This window comes from Vibrio sp. 10N.286.49.B3 (assembly GCF_002873395.1).
GTDB lineage: Bacteria > Pseudomonadota > Gammaproteobacteria > Enterobacterales > Vibrionaceae > Vibrio.
In genome coordinates, this window is the sequence record NZ_MCUV01000033.1 from 13,843 (window position 1) to 30,595 (window position 16,753).

The window sequence follows — 16,753 nt, forward strand, 5'->3', positions numbered from 1 at the left end:
CATCCAATTACTCACCTTGCTGGTAAGCTTTTATCACTTCTTCAGCAATCGCAGCAATTCCCGCCTGCATCTTGTCATCATCTTGAACATAGTTCATACGCAAGCACTGATGAGAGTGCGCCCACTCTTCCTCTTGACCAAAGAAGAAGTACTCACCAGGAACAATTAATACCCCACGAGCTTTCAAGCGCTGATACAGTTCCATAGTTGTGATTGGTAGCTCATCAAACCATAGCCATAAGAAGATCGCTCCTTCTGGTTTATGGATACGAAAACGAGGATCATCAATCGCCTGTTGCAGCAGAGAAACCGCACGTTGAGACTTCTGCAAATAGAAAGGCTTAATCACCTCTTCGCTTAGAGTCAACAAGTCACCAGATTGGATCATGTGGTGAGCAAGAGCAGGACCAAAACTGCCAGGCGCTAAACTAATAATGCCATTGAGATTAGTCAGAGCTTGAGTCACCGCTTCATTGGCAATCACAATTCCGCAGCGCAATCCCGGTAGCCCTAGTTTCGATAAGCTCATACAAAGGATCGTATTGTCATTCCAAAATGGCGTTACATCTTCAAAGATAATATTAGGGAAAGGCGTGCCATAGGCATTGTCTAAGATGAGCGGGATACCATTTTCACGCGCGAGCTTATCAAGCTTACTCACTTCCTCATCGGTTAATACATTACCGGTTGGGTTGGTTGGGCGTGAAACGCAAATCGCTGCGACGGAATCATCAATCTCAATCTTTTCAAAATCAACATGGTACTTAAACATACGCTGTTCAAGCATCTCAATCTCCGGTTGGTAGGAGACAAAAATATCATCATCAAGACCAGAATCACTATAGCCAATATATTCAGGGGCGAGAGGCAGGAGGATTTTTTTATGCGAACCGTCAGGCTGCTTGCCCGCTAATAGATTAAATAAATAGAAAAACGCACTCTGGCTACCATTGGTTAAGCTGATATTTTTCTCACTGATTGACCAACCGTACGTATCACGCAGTAGCGCAGCTAACGATTTTAGAAAGGCATCTTTACCCTGTGGACCATCGTAGTTGGCAAGTGAAGCAACAAGTTCGCCACTGGTGAGCATATCGCTACTGGCTTGATGAAAGTAATCGAGCATGGCTGGTATCGCAGCAGGATTACCTCCACCAAGCATTATGGCGCCAGGGGTACGAAGCCCATCATTCAAATCATCCATTAATTGAGTGATACCTGAGTAACGATTAAATTTTTCACCAAACGCCGAATACTGCATTAAGTTGCCACCTGATGGTTAATAACAAAGAGAAAAACAATACCAACCCATCGCATTGATTGAATCGAATAGATTTGAACGACCCAACAAATGTGATTGGTATAACAAATAAACTAGAGACCAAAAATAGCGCAATGTGAGCAACAGTAAAAGGGGAAATGTGGAGAAAAAAGGCAGAGATTAAGACAAGCAGTAGTAAGGAGAGTGGCAAGACCAATGAGCAGCGACGCCCATTGGTCTTTTTTAAGTTTTATTGAACGTCGTGCTTATTCTCCCGCTTACTCACCCGTATAAACAATCAGCACTTTGTCATCTTGGTATTGGCGCTCAAAGGCATAGTAACCGTCTTGATTGCGGGTAATGTGTTGACCTTGAGCAACGGCAGGGTGACGCTGTCTAAATTCACCGAGCGTTTGCCAGTGTTTAAGCAGTAACTCACGCTCACCTTCAATGCTATCCCATGGCATATCAGATCGCGTACCTTGATGGCTATCAGAACCGGTTGGACCAAAATCACGAGCCACTTCATCACCGTAGTAAATCTGCACGGCACCTGGAGCAAGCATTAACGCATTCGCTGCCTTTCTTTGGTCATCAAAACTCTTACTGCGTGATGCCCAAAATAGAGCCGTATCATGAGAAGAAAGGTAGCTCAGCACATTAAAATCATCATCAGAGTTAATGGCTTTTGCATAGCGACGATAGTCTTGGTCAAGGTGAGCAAAACAGGTTAATGCTTTCGGGGCGACATCGGATTGGAACTCAAAGTTAATGATCGAATCAAAGCCCTGATCAAAGTAGTTACTCTTTACTACTCCATGTGCCCATACTTCACCAGTCATCCAAAATGGCAGATCGTCGAGCGCTTTATCAGGGTTATTGGCTTTCCACTGTGCTAATGCCGTATTAGTGCTTTGCTTTAACTCATCCCACGCTTCCATCTCAACGTGCTTAGCGGTATCAATTCGAAAGCCATCCACGCCATATTCACGTACCCAATCGGATAACCAAGTGATTAAATGTTCACGTGGCGTTGCTTGGTTATCAAGTGCATTGGTTTGTTTATTATGATAGAAATTTGGTAACCCAGTCGTTTGTGTCGACTCGGTTTTAAGATCGGGTAAATAATTGAGCGACATGGTGATGTCATTGTATCCCGGTGAGTCATAGTTGCCGATATCAGTGCGTAACCAATCTGTGCCCCACCAACGATTCCATGCTTCATCATCGTTGTATTTGATGTAGTCGTTGAAGCTATGCCAGTTTTGACCAGACTTAGGTGTCCAGTCTGTCCAGCGTTCCCCTAAGATCGCTTTGGCTTCTTCATCATTAAGGTATAGCTGACCAAAATCAAAGGTCTGCATATCCGCTAGGGTGGCATAACCGGTGTGGTTCATCACCACATCCCAAACAATGCGGATCCCTTTTTCATGGGCAGTATCAATAAAGGTGCGTAGCTCTTCCTCTGTGCCCATGTTGTCATCAAGCTTGGTCCAATCTTGATGATAGTAACCATGATAGCCGTAGTGTTTAAAGTCGCCACGATCACCACCGCCGACCCAACCATGAATTTGCTCTAACGGTGAGGTTATCCAAATGGCATTCACCCCAAGTGATTCAATGTAATCGAGCTTTTTCGTTAGTCCTGCTAAGTCACCACCATGGAAGGTGCCGATTTCTTGCTGACCATCTTGGCTACGACCATAGCTGTTATCGTTGTCGGGATTGCCATTATAAAAGCGGTCTGTCATAACAAAATAGACGGTGGCGTTATCCCAACTAAAGGCAGGCGTTTCTTTCTCTATCACCTCTTCAAGCAACAATAGTCCTTGGCTATTTACGCCAGGCTGCAAGCTTATAGCACCATCTTGAACCACAACTTGATTGCCCGTTAATGCATCTTTTACCGTGACACCATCGGCAAAGGTTTTACTGACATCAATGGTCTTCGGTGCTGCTGTTGCGACTGGACATTGTGATGTGATGCTGGCTTTTTTCGGTTTAACTTTAACGGTTAATTGCTTGCTGTCAGGGTTAAGGGAAAATTGATAGGTATTGGCTTTGTAGATTTTCAGTGGCAGCGCTGAGCTATCAACGCAATTATCTAGCGTCATTGGGGTATTAAAACGAATTCGTTTATCTTCAGCTAGGGCAAAACTATGACCACATTCGTTCGCAGCGTTGGCAATAGAGAGCGTATACGCCCCTTTATCAAAATGCTGCTCAGCAACCAACTCACCAGTGCTGGTGGAGGTAAAAACAACTTGAGAATCATCGACGCTTAATAAAATGGCATCTTCTGGCGTTTGACTACAAGCAGTGAGTGAAGCCAGTAGCGATAGTGCGAATATGGTCTTTTTCATTATGTCCTCCGTGAATAAACACCGAATTTATAACAAACACAGCCATGTACAATCTGAGTGATAAAGCATAAAGCGAAGGATTAATAGATGAAAAAAAGGGAAGCCGAAGCTTCCCTTTGAACAAAGTGAGTTATCGATCTACTTTTGTAGTAGAGAGATATCAGCAATCTGTAGGAAGAGGTTACGTAGGTTGTTTAGCAGAGTTAGACGGTTCTTTTTCAGCGCTTCGTCATCAGCCATAACCATTACGTTATCAAAGAAAGCATCAACAGGTTCACGTAGGTCTGCTAATTTGCTTAGAGCTTCTTGGTAGTTACCCGTTGCGAATGCTGGCTCTAGTGCTTCAGTCATGACTTCAACATTTTCAGCCAGTGCTTTTTCTGCGTCTTCTTGAAGCAGTGTAAGGTCGATCTCTTGAGCCAATTCACCATCGAACTTCGCTAGGATATTACCTACACGCTTGTTCGCAGCAGCCAAAGCTTCAGCGGCTTCTAATTCACGGAAGTGAGAAACAGCTTTAACACGTTGATCGAAATCAGCCGGTTTTGTTGGACGACGAGCTAATACAGCTTGGATGATATCAATGCTGAAACCAGCGTCTTGGTACCATGCACGGAAACGACCTAGCATGAAATCAATCACGTCTTTTTCAACGTTTTCATTCGTTAGCTTATCGCCAAGTTGTGCTTTTGCTTTGCCGATAAGGTCAACTAAATCTAAGTTGTATCCGTTTTCAACAATGATACGTAGAACACCTAATGATGCGCGACGTAGTGCAAATGGGTCAGAACCTTTTGGTGCTTGACCGATGCCGAAGATGCCAACAATCGTGTCTAGCTTATCTGCCATAGCAACAGCCGATGAGATGCCAGTGCTTGGTAGGTCGTCACCAGAGAAACGAGGCATGTATTGCTCGTATAGGGCAAGTGCTACTTGCTCATCTTCACCATCATGCGTTGCGTAGTGCATACCCATAACACCTTGAGTATCGGTAAATTCGAATACCATAGATGTCATTAGGTCACATTTAGCCAGTAGACCAGCACGCTTAGACTTTTCAACGTCAGCATCGATTTGCTCAGCAATGTAGCCAGCAAGTTCAGTGATGCGATCGGTTTTGTCTTTGATAGTACCAAGTTGCTTTTGGAAGATAGCTTGGTCTAGTTCAGGTAGACGGTCGATAAGCGGGCGCTTACGGTCAGTATTGAAGAAGAATTCCGCATCCGCAAGGCGAGGACGAACTACTTTTTCATTACCTTCGATTACGTGACGAGGCTCTTTAGACTCGATGTTCGAAACAAAGATAAAGTTTGGTAGTAGGTTCTTCTCAGCATCATAAACAGGGAAGTACTTTTGGTCACCTTTCATGGTGTAAACCAAAGCTTCAGAAGGCACTTTTAGGAACTCTTGCTCGAATTTTGCTGTTAGTACAACAGGCCATTCAACCAAAGATGTGACTTCTTCAACAAGCTCGTCTTCTAGATCAGCAATACCGCCAACCGCTTCCGCTGCTTTTTTAGCATCAGCAAGAATGATCGCTTTACGTGCATCGTAATCGGCCATGACTTTACCGCGCTCTTCAAGAAGCGTTGGGTATTGGTCAGCAGAGTCGATAGTAAATTCTTGTTCACCCATGAAGCGGTGACCACGAATCGTACGTGCAGAAGCCACGCCTAGGATTTTACCTTCAATCAGCTCATCACCAAGTAAAACGGTTAATGTTTTTACTGGACGGATAAATTGAATGTCAGAGTTGCCCCAACGCATTGCTTTCGGGATTGGTAGACCAGCTAATGCTTTCGCTGCGATATCAATCACTAACTCTTGCACAGGTTTGCCAGCAACTTCTTGTTTAAATAGAAGCCACTCGCCTTTGTCTGTTTTTAGACGATCAGCTTGCTCAACAGTAATACCATTACCACGCGCCCAACCTTGAGCCGCTTTCGTTGCATTACCTTCAGCATCAAAAGCCACTGAAATTGCAGGACCACGCTTTTCAACAACTTTGTCTGCTTGACCTTCAGCCAGTGCTGCCACTTTTAGTGCAAGACGGCGAGGTGCGGCATACCACTTAATACCTTCATGAGAAAGCTCAGCAGATTTAAGACCCGCTTCAAAGTTAGCAGCAAAAGCTTCAGCTAGAGAGCGAAGTGCTTTTGGTGGCAGTTCTTCAGTACCAAGTTCAATTAAAAAATTCTTCGCCATGATTACTTCTCCTCGTTCGCTTTTGTTTCTTGAGAACGACACATCGGGAAGCCTAGTGCTTCACGTGACGCGTAGTACGCTTCTGCTACTGCTTTAGTCAGATTGCGAATACGAAGGATGTAACGTTGACGCTCAGTTACAGAGATAGCTTTACGTGCATCAAGCAAGTTGAATGCATGACCGGCTTTAAGAATGCGCTCGTAAGCTGGCAGAGGAAGTGGCTTATCAAGAGCAAGCAATTCCTGACACTCTTTTTCACACTGTTCGAAGAAGCTAAATAGGAAATCAACGTCAGCGTGTTCAAAGTTGTAAGTCGATTGCTCAACTTCATTTTGGTGGAAGATATCACCGTAAGTCACCACACCTTGAGGGCCGTGGTTCCAAACTAGGTCATAAACCGAGTCCACTTCTTGAATGTACATTGCTAGACGTTCAATACCGTAAGTGATTTCACCTGTTACAGGTTTACACTCAAGGCCGCCAACTTGTTGGAAGTAAGTAAATTGAGTGACTTCCATACCGTTTAGCCATACTTCCCAGCCAAGACCCCAAGCACCCAGAGTTGGGTTTTCCCAGTTATCTTCGACAAAGCGAATGTCGTGAACAAGCGGATCGATACCAAGCACTTCGAGAGAGCCTAAGTACAACTCCTGGATATTATCTGGAGAAGGCTTTAGTGCTACTTGAAATTGATAGTAGTGCTGCAAGCGGTTTGGGTTCTCACCATAACGGCCATCAGTAGGACGACGAGATGGTTGAACGTATGCGGTTGCCATTGGCTCTGGGCCAAGAGCACGTAAACAGGTCATCGGGTGAGAGGTACCTGCACCGACTTCCATATCTAAAGGTTGTACAATCGTACAGCCATTTTGAGCCCAATAATCCTGCAGCGCGAGGATCATTCCCTGGAAGGTTTTGATATCGTATTTTTGCATAATTAAATTCGCGCGATTCTTTTGTCTGAGTTCATCTAATAAGGGGTAATTATACGCAGATATTCAGAGCGCGAGTAGTAGCAATGTTGCTTATTTAATCGGCATTATCAGTTTTTCGAGTAATTTCATCCATTATTGCTGGGTGGAGAGCTGGTTAGCGAAAGGTTTTCTAAAAAGAATCGTGTTTGAGCGTGACGCTTGGCACACAAGTTTTGCATTTTATGTGCTAGGTTTAATAAGTCGATGTTCTAGAGAGAGGACGTAGGTATGTTGACTCGTTATATGGGTATGAGCGCAAAAAGCCAAAGCTATTTATTCACCTTTGGTTGGGTAATAACCTTGCTGGCTATGGTATTAACTGACCTGTGGTTACCCATTGTTGTCGGGGCATTAGTGATGACTGGATTGGTTATCGAGTCGTGGATACGAGTGGCACACATCCTTCCAATGCGAAAAGAGATGCGCCAGTTGCAAGCTCAAGTAGATAAGCTTAATTCTCAGCGTCACCAACAAAATAACGGCTAGTTAGCGAGACCTTTTTTGATCAAATACTGATAAGGCAAGCTGTCAGTTTGTTCGCCAATGAGTTGATGATCCATAAAGCGACAAAAGCTTGGAATATCACGCGTGGTCGAAGGGTCATCTGCCGTCACTAACAGCACCTCACCATCTTGCATTGTTCTTATGGTTTTTCTCACCATCATGACAGGTTCTGGGCAACGTAATCCTTCTGCCTCTAAGGTATGGGTGGCGAGTTCAGCGTTAAATGTCATCGTGAATATCTCTTATTATTTCTTCATTGAGAAGAATACATCGCTAACAAAAAAACGCAATAACCCTCAAGCAAAGAGAACAAAAGAGGGTGATGCGCATCATTTATCAATCACATGTACGCTAAGGAGTAGCTATGTTGACATCTTTAGAACGATTATCCGTTTATTCCGTTTTATGCTTTATGGCTTTTTGTCGATTAGTCACCATGTCGCCAACGGATACCTCAATTATTCCTGTGGTTGCTGTGGGTGTGACCATCATGGGGATTGCTGTCGAGGTGTATCGCTGGAAAGAAGACTCGAGTGATGAAACCGACGAGCATAATACACATCACCACTAGAACTTTTGCATTAGTGATCGCTCTCTGCTGAAAATAAGGTATAAATAGCGCAGAACTCATTGCAGGACTTTATTGTGGAATTAGAAGATATATATCGTCGAGACTTAAACTTGCTGGTGGCATTGAAGGTGCTACTTGAGGAAAATAGCGTAAGCCAAGCGGCAATACGTCTTAATTTAAGTCAATCGGCGATGAGTCGTGTTTTGGGGCGCTTGCGTGACATGCTGGGTGATCCTTTATTTACCCGTGAAGGTCAACACTTAGTCCCTACGGAAAAAGCATTAGAAATCAATGCACAAATAAATCGTCCGTTGGAATCCTTGCGCCAGTTGTTAACGCCGAGCGACTTTGTTCCTATTCATTGCGATCAGCATTTCCTCATTGCGACGACCGACTACGCGATGCAAACCATCTTGCCGTATGCCTTGCCTAAAATTTATCAGCAAGCGCCGAATATCTCGCTAGAGTTTGCACCGCTCAATCATGAGAACCTGTTCAAGCAACTCAGCACGGAAAAAGTCGATATGGCCATTTGTCGTCCGATCGGCTCCGTTGCCCCTCTAAAACGCGAATTATTAGGTCAAGTTGGTGTCTCTTGTTTAGTATCTAAGAATCATCCTTTAGCCAATCGAGCGCTGACTTTGCAAGACTATATCAATCTTCCACATGCGATGATTGCCATTAGTGATGGGGTCAAAGCGTTACTTGATAATGCATTAGCAAACCAACAACCACGTCGAATGGTATTGAGGGCATATCACTTAGAAGCGGCATTAGCGATTGTTGATGAAATGCCGTTGGTGATCACTGTGCCTGCCGATTTAGCCTACTTAGTTGCAGAGCGTTATGATTTGGTGATCAAAAAGCTGCCGTTTGAGTTCACTCCCTTTGATTACTCATTAATTTGGCATGCACGTTGTGATACCTCTCCGGCACAAGCTTGGCTGCGTCGAGTGGTTAAAGAAGAGTGTGGCAAGTTGATTGAGAAGCGAATTGAAGATATTGGCTTAGGTTAGTATCGTTTAGATTAATGAGTCAAACAGGTTTAATCCCGTTTGACTCATTGACGACTGATATTAAGAATCTAACGATGACTAGATTTTGATAACAACACGACCTGTAATTTGACCATTAGTAATGTCTTCAGCTGCTTGAATCGCTTCATCAAGAGAGACTTCTTTGCTTGCTTGAGCGTAGAAAGATTCAGGCAATAGCTCAGATAATTGCTCCCAAGCTTTAATGCGTTTTTCGCGTGGACACATTACAGAATCAACACCTTGTAGACGCACATTACGTAAAATGAATGGCATCACTGTGGTTGGTAAGTCAAAACCACCGGCCAGTCCACATGCTGCTACTGCACCGTTGTAATCCACTTGCGCTAATACTTTCGCTAGCATGTTGCTACCTACAGTATCAATGGCACCTGCCCATAGCTGTTTTTCTAATGGTTTTGCTGGCGCTTCAAATTCACTACGCTCAACGATGCGAGAAGCACCAAGAGATTTTAGTAGTTCACCATTTTCAGTCGCGCGGCCAGTGACGGCTGCCACTTTATAGCCAAGTTGGTTTAGTAGAGTAATTGAAACGCTGCCCACGCCGCCGCTTGAACCCGTTACAAGGATTTCGCCATCTTCAGGTTTAATGCCAGCATCAACAATCGCTTGAACACATAACATAGCCGTAAAGCCAGCAGTACCAATGGTCATCACTTTTTTCGCATCAAGACCTTTTGGCATTGGCACTAACCAATCACCGTTAAGGCGTGCTTTTTCAGCCATGCCGCCCCAGTGACCTTCACCAACGCCCCAACCTGTCAGTACCACTTCATCACCAGCTTGGTAACGCGGGTCATCCGATTGAGAAACTTTACCAGCTAAATCAATACCTGGAACCATAGGGAAGTTGCGAACAATGCGCCCTTTACCAGTTATTGCCAAACCATCTTTGTAGTTTAGAGATGAATAATTTACATCTATCTGAACATTACCTTCCGGCAGTTGTGTTTCATCGATTTGAGAAATAGCAGCGATGGTTTTTTTATCTTCTTGGTTGAGAACTAAGGCTTTAAACATGATTATCTCCAATGAGAGCGAAGTAAAATAGGGCAGAACATCATCATCTGCTCAGTCGATAAATGTAGTGTAGGTGACAATTGGCAAGAAAAAAAATGATACTTCAACATTATTACTATGCGTTTTATGCATAGATTAAGTGAAAAAAGAGCAGCCAATAATAGCTGCTCTTTGAGGTTGGTTAATGTTTTATGCTGCGGAGTTTAAGGTCGCTCAAAAATGGTTGCGATACCCTGACCTAAACCAATACACATGGTAGCAAGACCGAACTTGGCATCTTTTGCTTCCATGATATTAATTAACGTGGTGGAAATTCGCGTTCCAGAACAACCAAGCGGATGACCTAATGCAATCGCACCACCATTTAGATTGACCTTTTCATCGAGCAGTTCGGTTAAGCCTAGATCTTTGGCGCACGGCAAGGATTGAGCAGCAAAGGCTTCATTGAGTTCAATCACATCAAGATCATCGATACTAAGACCAGCACGTTTTAGCGCTTTTTGAGTTGCAGGCACAGGACCGTAACCCATGATAGAAGGATCGCAGCCAGCAATTGCCATTGAGCGCACTTTAGCTCGAATAGGTAAACCAAGTGCTTTGGCTTTCTCTTCACTCATGATGAGCATTGCTGAAGCCCCATCGGATAAAGCGGAAGAGCTACCCGCAGTGACCGTACCATTTGCTGGATCAAACACCGGGCGCAGTTTTGCTAGACCTTCGCTGGTGGTTTCAGGGCGGATCACTTCATCGTGGTCGAGCAAGAATAACGAACCATCTGGCGCATGTGCTTCAATGGGTAAAATCTCAGCTTTAAAACGACCTTCAACCGTGGCGGCATGAGCGCGAGCATGAGAGCGAGCGGCAAAGTCATCTTGATCTTTACGACTAATTCCGTGCATTTTGCCAAGCATTTCAGCCGTCAGCCCCATCATCCCTGCTGCTTTTGCTACATTTTTTGCGAGACCGGCATGAAAATCGACCCCATGATTCATTGGTACATGACCCATATGTTCAACCCCACCAACGAGGCAGATTTCAGCATCACCAACCATGATAGAGCGAGAGGCATCATGCAGCGCTTGCATCGAAGAACCACATAAGCGATTGACGGTCACCGCGCCAACTTCAATGGGTAGCCCAGCGAGTAAAGCGGCATTACGAGCAATATTAAACCCTTGCTCTAGCGTTTGTTGCACACAGCCCCAGTAGATATCTTCAATTTGCAGAGGATCCACTTGAGGATTGCGCGCTAATAGCCCTTTCATTAAATGTGCTGATAGATCTTCAGCGCGAGTATGACGAAAAGCTCCACCTTTGGAGCGTCCCATCGGTGTACGAAGACAATCAACAATAACGACGTTATTCATCTTTATATTCCTTTTCCAAAGATAGAGTTACAGAGAACTTGCTTGTTGAGACGGATAAAAAGACTCACCATGACTTGCCATATCAAGCAGCATTTGTGGCGCTTGATAAAGAGGACCTAGATCTTGGTATTGCTTGCTCATCTGTAGGTAATTTTTCAAACCAATCTGATCTAAATAACGGAATACGCCACCTCTAAATGGAGGGAAACCTAATCCATAAACCAATGCCATATCAGCTTCTTGAGGGCTAGCAATAATGCCCTCTTGTAGACATAGCACTACTTCATTAATCATAGGGATCATCATGCGTTGGATAATATCTTGATCATCAAAAGGCTGTTTCTCGGCGCAGACTTCTTTTAATAAAGACAGGACGCTAGGGTCAAATTGCTTCTTCGGTTTGCCCTTTTTGTCGACACTATATTGATAAAACCCGGAACCATTCTTTTGACCATACTTGTCTGCTTCAAACAGAGCATCAATGGTATCGCGATTCTCTTTTGCCATTCTTTCTGGGAAACCTTGCGCCATGACAGCTTGAGCGTGATGAGCGGTATCAAGACCAACCACATCAAGCAGGTAAGCTGGTCCCATCGGCCAACCAAATTTACGCTCCATCACTTTATCGATTTGCGTGAAATCAGCACCATCACGTAGCAGTAAGCTAAAGCCAGCAAAATATGGGAAAAGTACTCGGTTAACAAAGAAACCAGGGCAGTCATTGACAACAATAGGGGATTTACCCATTTTCGCAGCATAGGCGACAACGCGATTAATGGTTTCTTCAGATGTTTGCTCACCACGAATGATTTCAACTAATGGCATTCGGTGCACAGGGTTGAAAAAATGCATGCCACAGAAGTTTTCAGGTCGCTGTAGGGATTTGGCTAATAAGTTGATTGGAATGGTGGAAGTATTGGAGGTTAAAACCGTATTGTCATCGACGTATTGTTCTACTTCACTTAAAACGGCAGCTTTTATCTTAGGGTTTTCAACGACAGCCTCAACGATTATATCGCTGGTCTCAATACCGGAGTAATGCAAGCTAGGGGTAATAGACGCTAAGATGCCCGCCATTTTGAATCCATCGATACGTCCACGTGATAAACGTTTATTCAGTAACTTCGATGCCTCATTCATCCCCAAATCAAGTGAAGGTTGCGCGATATCTTTCATGATAACCGGGACACCCTTAAGCGCAGATTGGTAAGCAATACCACCGCCCATAATGCCAGCACCTAATACCGCGGCTCGTTGCGTCTCTTTATCAGCCGATTTCGCCGATTGTTTTGCGATCCCTTTTATATATTGGTCGCTCAGGAACAAGCCAACTAATGCCTGAGCCACTTGAGATTTTGCCAATTGCACAAAGTAGCTACGTTCAATATCTAGGGCAACCGTTCGGCTATGTTCTGCCCCATCTTCAATGGTTTTTACTGCTGCAATTGGGGCAGGATAATGTGGTCCCGCTTTTTGCATCACCAAGCCTTTTGCCATGGTAAAGCTCATTGTTGCTTCTAACTTACTGAGCGTTAAAGGTGAGGTTTTTTGTTGGCGACGTTGCTGCCAGTTTAATGTATTTAGGCTAGCCAGTTGCAGGGTGTTAAATGCCGACTCAAGTAAGCAGTCACTATCAACGACAGCATCGAGCAAACCGATCTTTAACGCCGTATTTGCCCGTTGGATTTTGCCGGCAGAGATCATCTCCATTGCATTATCAGCGCCAATAACTCGAGGTAAGCGCACACTTCCCCCAAAGCCAGGCATAATGCCCAGTTTTGTCTCTGGCAGACCAATATTCGTGCTCGCATCACCGATTCTAAAATCAGTGGCAAGTACACACTCACAACCGCCACCTAAAACATGCCCCGATAATACTGAGAGCGTAGGTACGGGTAAGTCTTCTAGTTTATTGAAAATAGCATTGGCAAATTGAACCCAGCTATCGAGTTCATCTTGTGGTTTAGCAAATAAACCTAAGAACTCAGTAATATCAGCTCCAACAATAAAGCTATCTTTATCAGAAGTGAGTAGCAGTCCGCTAAGACCTGGGTGTTGTTGTAGAGCATCGAGCGCCTTATCGAGCGACTCAAGTGTTGCAAGGTCGAGCTTATTAACGGAACCTGGAGCGCAAAACGTTAATTCAGCGATTCCATTCGGGTGTTCTTTTACCTGTAGGGTGTTGGCTTGGTAAATCATTGTCTATCTCCGTGACATACAATTCGAGATTGTTTAGTAAGAAGAATTATTATTTTTATGTTCTGGTTAGACCAGTTGCACAAGTGTGGACTGACTAAGAATTAATTTCAATACATTTTTTAAACAATTGTTTAACATTGTCGTGTTAACTATATCACTTCGTCAATTTATTGCAGGTCTGATATACTGTCAGACCAATTTTTAATGATGAAATACCATGAATGAGCAGCCTTACCTGATCCCTGAATATGCGACTCAGTTTGAAGAAGAGATAAAGAAAAGTGTCTTTATTACTCATCTTGCGCATACTCCTAATATTGAGGCTGCTAAACGGTTTGTTGAGCAAATAAAACAGCAACATAGCGATGCACGGCACAACTGCTGGGGCTTTGTTGCTGGGCGACCTGAAGACTCAATGAAATGGGGGTTTAGTGATGATGGTGAACCGTCAGGCACAGCCGGTAAGCCGATATTAGCCCAGCTATCTGGTTCAGGCGTTGGTGAATTAACCGCGGTAGTCACTCGCTATTCTGGTGGTATTAAACTTGGTACCGGTGGTCTTGTTAAGGCGTACGGCGGTGGTGTACAGCAAGCTTTAAAACAATTACAAACGATAGAAAAGAAAGTGACGACTCAGCGCCATTTGAGGTTAGATTATGGATTTCTACCGATTGCTCAATCTGTTATGTCGCAATATGACATTGAGATTATAAACGCAGATTATGGTGTGCAAGTGGCAATGGTGATTGAGATTGAAATGCGTCATGTGGCGGAATTTACTCAAATCATCATTAATAAAAGTGGTGCCAAAGCATTGGTCACTAAAGTGGAAGATAACTAGGGAATCAGTACTGCCTCTATATATAGTGGCCGTCATTATCTAAATCATGCAATTTCGATCAATCATCCGAATCGTCGGGCTTCTGCTCGCTCTCTTCAGTATCTCTATGTTAGCGCCTGCTTTCGTTGCGTTAGTTTATCGCGATGGTGCTGGTGTTCCTTTTGTCACAACCTTTGTCGTGCTATTAGTTTGTGGCGGCATATCTTGGTTTCCTAATCGTCGTCATAAGCGAGAACTGAAAGCGCGAGATGGCTTTCTTATTGTGGTGCTGTTCTGGACTGTTATCGGCAGTGCTGGCTCATTACCTTTTTTGATCAGTGATAACCCTAATATTTCGGTCACTGACGCCTTTTTTGAATCCTTTTCAGCATTAACGACGACGGGTGCGACTGTCATTGTTGGACTTGATGAATTACCTAAAGCGATCTTATTTTACCGTCAATTCCTGCAGTGGTTTGGTGGTATGGGTATCATCGTACTTGCTGTGGCTATTTTACCTGTGTTGGGTATCGGTGGTATGCAGTTATATCGAGCTGAAATTCCCGGACCAGTTAAAGACACCAAAGTAACCCCAAGAATTGCAGAGACTGCCAAAGCACTCTGGTATATCTATTTAAGTTTGACGATTGCTTGTGCGGGGGCTTTTTGGATTGCTGGTATGAGTGTCTTTGATGCCATTAGTCATAGCTTCTCAACGGTGGCAATTGGTGGCTTCTCTACTCACGATGCCAGTATGGGGTACTTTAATAGTCCTGCCATTAATATGATTACGGCTGTTTTCCTGCTGATCTCGGCTTGTAACTATACATTGCACTTTGCTGTTTTTGCTTCTGGTGGGGTACATCCGAAGTATTACTGGAAAGATCCGGAGTTTAGAGCTTTCATCTTTATCCAAGCTATCCTTTTCTTAGTGTGTTTTTTAATTCTGCTCAATCATCAAGTTTATGACTCAATGTATGATGCTTTTGATCAGGCGTTATTCCAAACTGTCTCTATATCAACGACGGCAGGATTCACCACGACAAGTTTCTCAGAGTGGCCGCTATTCTTACCTGTGCTGTTACTTTTCTCTTCTTTTATTGGTGGCTGTGCGGGATCGACCGGTGGCGGCATGAAAGTGATTCGAATTTTGCTTCTAACCTTGCAAGGCGCACGTGAAATGAAACGTTTAGTGCACCCGCGAGCGGTTTATACGATCAAAGTTGGTGGGACGGCGCTTTCTCAGCGAGTCGTTGATGCGGTATGGGGTTTCTTTTCCGCTTATGCTTTGGTATTTGTCGTGTGTATGTTGGCATTGATTGCGACAGGTATTGATGAGCTAACTGCATTTTCAGCGATAGCAGCGACATTAAATAACTTAGGCCCAGGGCTTGGTGAGGTTTCTTCTCATTTTGGCGATATTAACGATACAGCAAAATGGATTTTAATTGTTTCGATGCTGTTTGGGCGTTTAGAAGTATTTACCCTATTAATTTTACTGACACCTACGTTTTGGCGTAGTTAAGGATATCGTATGGCAAAGGCATTATTTCTTTATTCTAGCCGTGAAGGGCAAACAAAAAAAATACTCCACTATATAGAAGATAAATTAAGTGACTATGAATGCGAGGTGGTCGATCTGCATGAAGAAGGGACATTTGATTTTTCTCAATATGACCGAGTACTGATTGGCGCTTCTATTCGCTATGGTCATTTGAACAAAAAGCTGTATACCTTTATAGATAAGAACATTGAACAGCTAAACCATAATAAGGTCGCTTTCTTCTGCGTAAACTTAACCGCAAGAAAAGAAGACCAAGGGAAAGATACGCCAGAAGGCAGCGTTTATATTAAAACCTTCTTGAAGAAGTCATTATGGCAGCCGAGTTTGATCGGTGTTTTTGCCGGTGCGCTTTATTACCCTCGTTATAATTGGTTCGATAGAGGAATGATTCGCTTCATTATGAAGATAACAGGTGGTGAAACCGATCCAAGTAAAGAAGTCGAGTACACAAACTGGGAAAAAGTGACTAAATTCGCTGGAAAGCTAAGAGAAATGTAGAGTTAATGCTCACTTATAGACCTCTTTGCTTGTTTTTTACTCGAACAACAAGAAAAGATGAAAAAAATACAAGAAAGGGGTTGCCAACTTCAGCGGTATCTCTATAATGCGTCCTCACTGACACGGAGCAAGGCTCACAGAGTTTTGTAACGAAAATCAGAGGCTAAATAAAAAAGCTATTTAATATAAAAAAGTGTTTGACACTTTTGATTGAATCGCTAAAATAGCCGTCCACTTTGAGCGAAAGCTTAAAGTAAGCTCTTTAACAATTTAAACCTATCAATCTGTGTGGGCACTCGTTGATGATAATCAAAAAGATTACTTAGGTAATCATTGATTCTTAGGAATCAAA

The 16,753-nt window shown here is 43.7% G+C and carries 14 protein-coding genes; 6 read left to right on the forward strand and 8 right to left on the reverse strand.

Features of this window, described 5'->3' with window-relative positions; all coding sequences use genetic code 11:
• Nucleotides 1–7 precede the first annotated feature (7 nt).
• The 4 genes from BCU68_RS11705 to glyQ all read right to left on the reverse strand — a co-directional run bounded on the left by BCU68_RS11705 (nucleotide 8) and on the right by glyQ (nucleotide 6,764).
• A complete protein-coding gene (locus BCU68_RS11705; RefSeq protein WP_102564924.1) occupies nucleotides 8–1,261 on the reverse strand; it encodes a valine--pyruvate transaminase in 1,254 nt (417 codons plus the stop codon).
• A gap of 278 nt (nucleotides 1,262–1,539) precedes the next feature.
• Nucleotides 1,540–3,624, reverse strand: a complete 2,085-nt coding sequence (locus tag BCU68_RS11710) for an alpha-amylase (protein WP_102564925.1) — start codon at nucleotides 3,622–3,624, stop codon at nucleotides 1,540–1,542.
• 138 nt (nucleotides 3,625–3,762) lie between these two features.
• Complete coding sequence (gene glyS, locus BCU68_RS11715; protein WP_102564926.1) at nucleotides 3,763–5,829, reverse strand: glycine--tRNA ligase subunit beta; 2,067 nt, start codon at nucleotides 5,827–5,829, stop codon at nucleotides 3,763–3,765.
• 2 nt (nucleotides 5,830–5,831) lie between these two features.
• Nucleotides 5,832–6,764 (reverse strand): glycine--tRNA ligase subunit alpha, encoded by a 933-nt coding sequence (glyQ, locus tag BCU68_RS11720; protein WP_102564927.1) that lies wholly within the window; start codon nucleotides 6,762–6,764, stop codon nucleotides 5,832–5,834.
• Between the two features lie 267 nt (nucleotides 6,765–7,031).
• On the opposite strand from glyQ, the gene BCU68_RS11725 reads away from it, so the two are divergent.
• A complete protein-coding gene (locus BCU68_RS11725) occupies nucleotides 7,032–7,289 on the forward strand; it encodes a hypothetical protein (protein ID WP_102564928.1) in 258 nt (85 codons plus the stop codon).
• Here BCU68_RS11725 and tusA read toward each other — a convergent pair.
• Nucleotides 7,286–7,537, reverse strand: a complete 252-nt coding sequence (gene tusA, locus BCU68_RS11730) for a sulfurtransferase TusA (protein ID WP_102564929.1) — start codon at nucleotides 7,535–7,537, stop codon at nucleotides 7,286–7,288. The two genes, BCU68_RS11725 and tusA, sit on opposite strands and share 4 nt — an antisense overlap.
• Before the next feature lie 134 nt (nucleotides 7,538–7,671).
• On the opposite strand from tusA, the gene BCU68_RS11735 reads away from it, so the two are divergent.
• Complete coding sequence (locus BCU68_RS11735) at nucleotides 7,672–7,878, forward strand: hypothetical protein (RefSeq protein WP_102564930.1); 207 nt, start codon at nucleotides 7,672–7,674, stop codon at nucleotides 7,876–7,878.
• 74 nt (nucleotides 7,879–7,952) lie between these two features.
• Nucleotides 7,953–8,894: a LysR family transcriptional regulator gene (locus BCU68_RS11740; protein WP_102564931.1), complete on the forward strand. Its 942-nt coding sequence runs from the start codon at nucleotides 7,953–7,955 to the stop codon at nucleotides 8,892–8,894.
• A gap of 78 nt (nucleotides 8,895–8,972) precedes the next feature.
• On the opposite strand, the gene BCU68_RS11745 is transcribed toward BCU68_RS11740, so the two are convergent.
• From BCU68_RS11745 to fadB, 3 genes are all read right to left on the reverse strand, one after another.
• Complete coding sequence (locus tag BCU68_RS11745; RefSeq protein WP_102564932.1) at nucleotides 8,973–9,953, reverse strand: MDR family oxidoreductase; 981 nt, start codon at nucleotides 9,951–9,953, stop codon at nucleotides 8,973–8,975.
• 203 nt (nucleotides 9,954–10,156) lie between these two features.
• A complete protein-coding gene (gene fadA / locus BCU68_RS11750) occupies nucleotides 10,157–11,320 on the reverse strand; it encodes an acetyl-CoA C-acyltransferase FadA (protein ID WP_102564933.1) in 1,164 nt (387 codons plus the stop codon).
• Between the two features lie 27 nt (nucleotides 11,321–11,347).
• Complete coding sequence (fadB, locus tag BCU68_RS11755; RefSeq protein WP_102564934.1) at nucleotides 11,348–13,519, reverse strand: fatty acid oxidation complex subunit alpha FadB; 2,172 nt, start codon at nucleotides 13,517–13,519, stop codon at nucleotides 11,348–11,350.
• Between the two features lie 217 nt (nucleotides 13,520–13,736).
• On the opposite strand from fadB, the gene BCU68_RS11760 reads away from it, so the two are divergent.
• From BCU68_RS11760 to hemG, 3 genes are read left to right on the forward strand one after another with little or no spacing between them, the layout of a single operon-like run.
• Nucleotides 13,737–14,360 (forward strand): YigZ family protein, encoded by a 624-nt coding sequence (locus BCU68_RS11760; protein WP_102564935.1) that lies wholly within the window; start codon nucleotides 13,737–13,739, stop codon nucleotides 14,358–14,360.
• A gap of 46 nt (nucleotides 14,361–14,406) precedes the next feature.
• Nucleotides 14,407–15,864 (forward strand): TrkH family potassium uptake protein, encoded by a 1,458-nt coding sequence (locus BCU68_RS11765; RefSeq protein WP_102564936.1) that lies wholly within the window; start codon nucleotides 14,407–14,409, stop codon nucleotides 15,862–15,864.
• A gap of 9 nt (nucleotides 15,865–15,873) precedes the next feature.
• Nucleotides 15,874–16,401, forward strand: coding sequence for a menaquinone-dependent protoporphyrinogen IX dehydrogenase (gene hemG / locus BCU68_RS11770; protein ID WP_102564937.1), 528 nt, complete (start codon nucleotides 15,874–15,876; stop codon nucleotides 16,399–16,401).
• Nucleotides 16,402–16,753 lie beyond the last annotated feature (352 nt).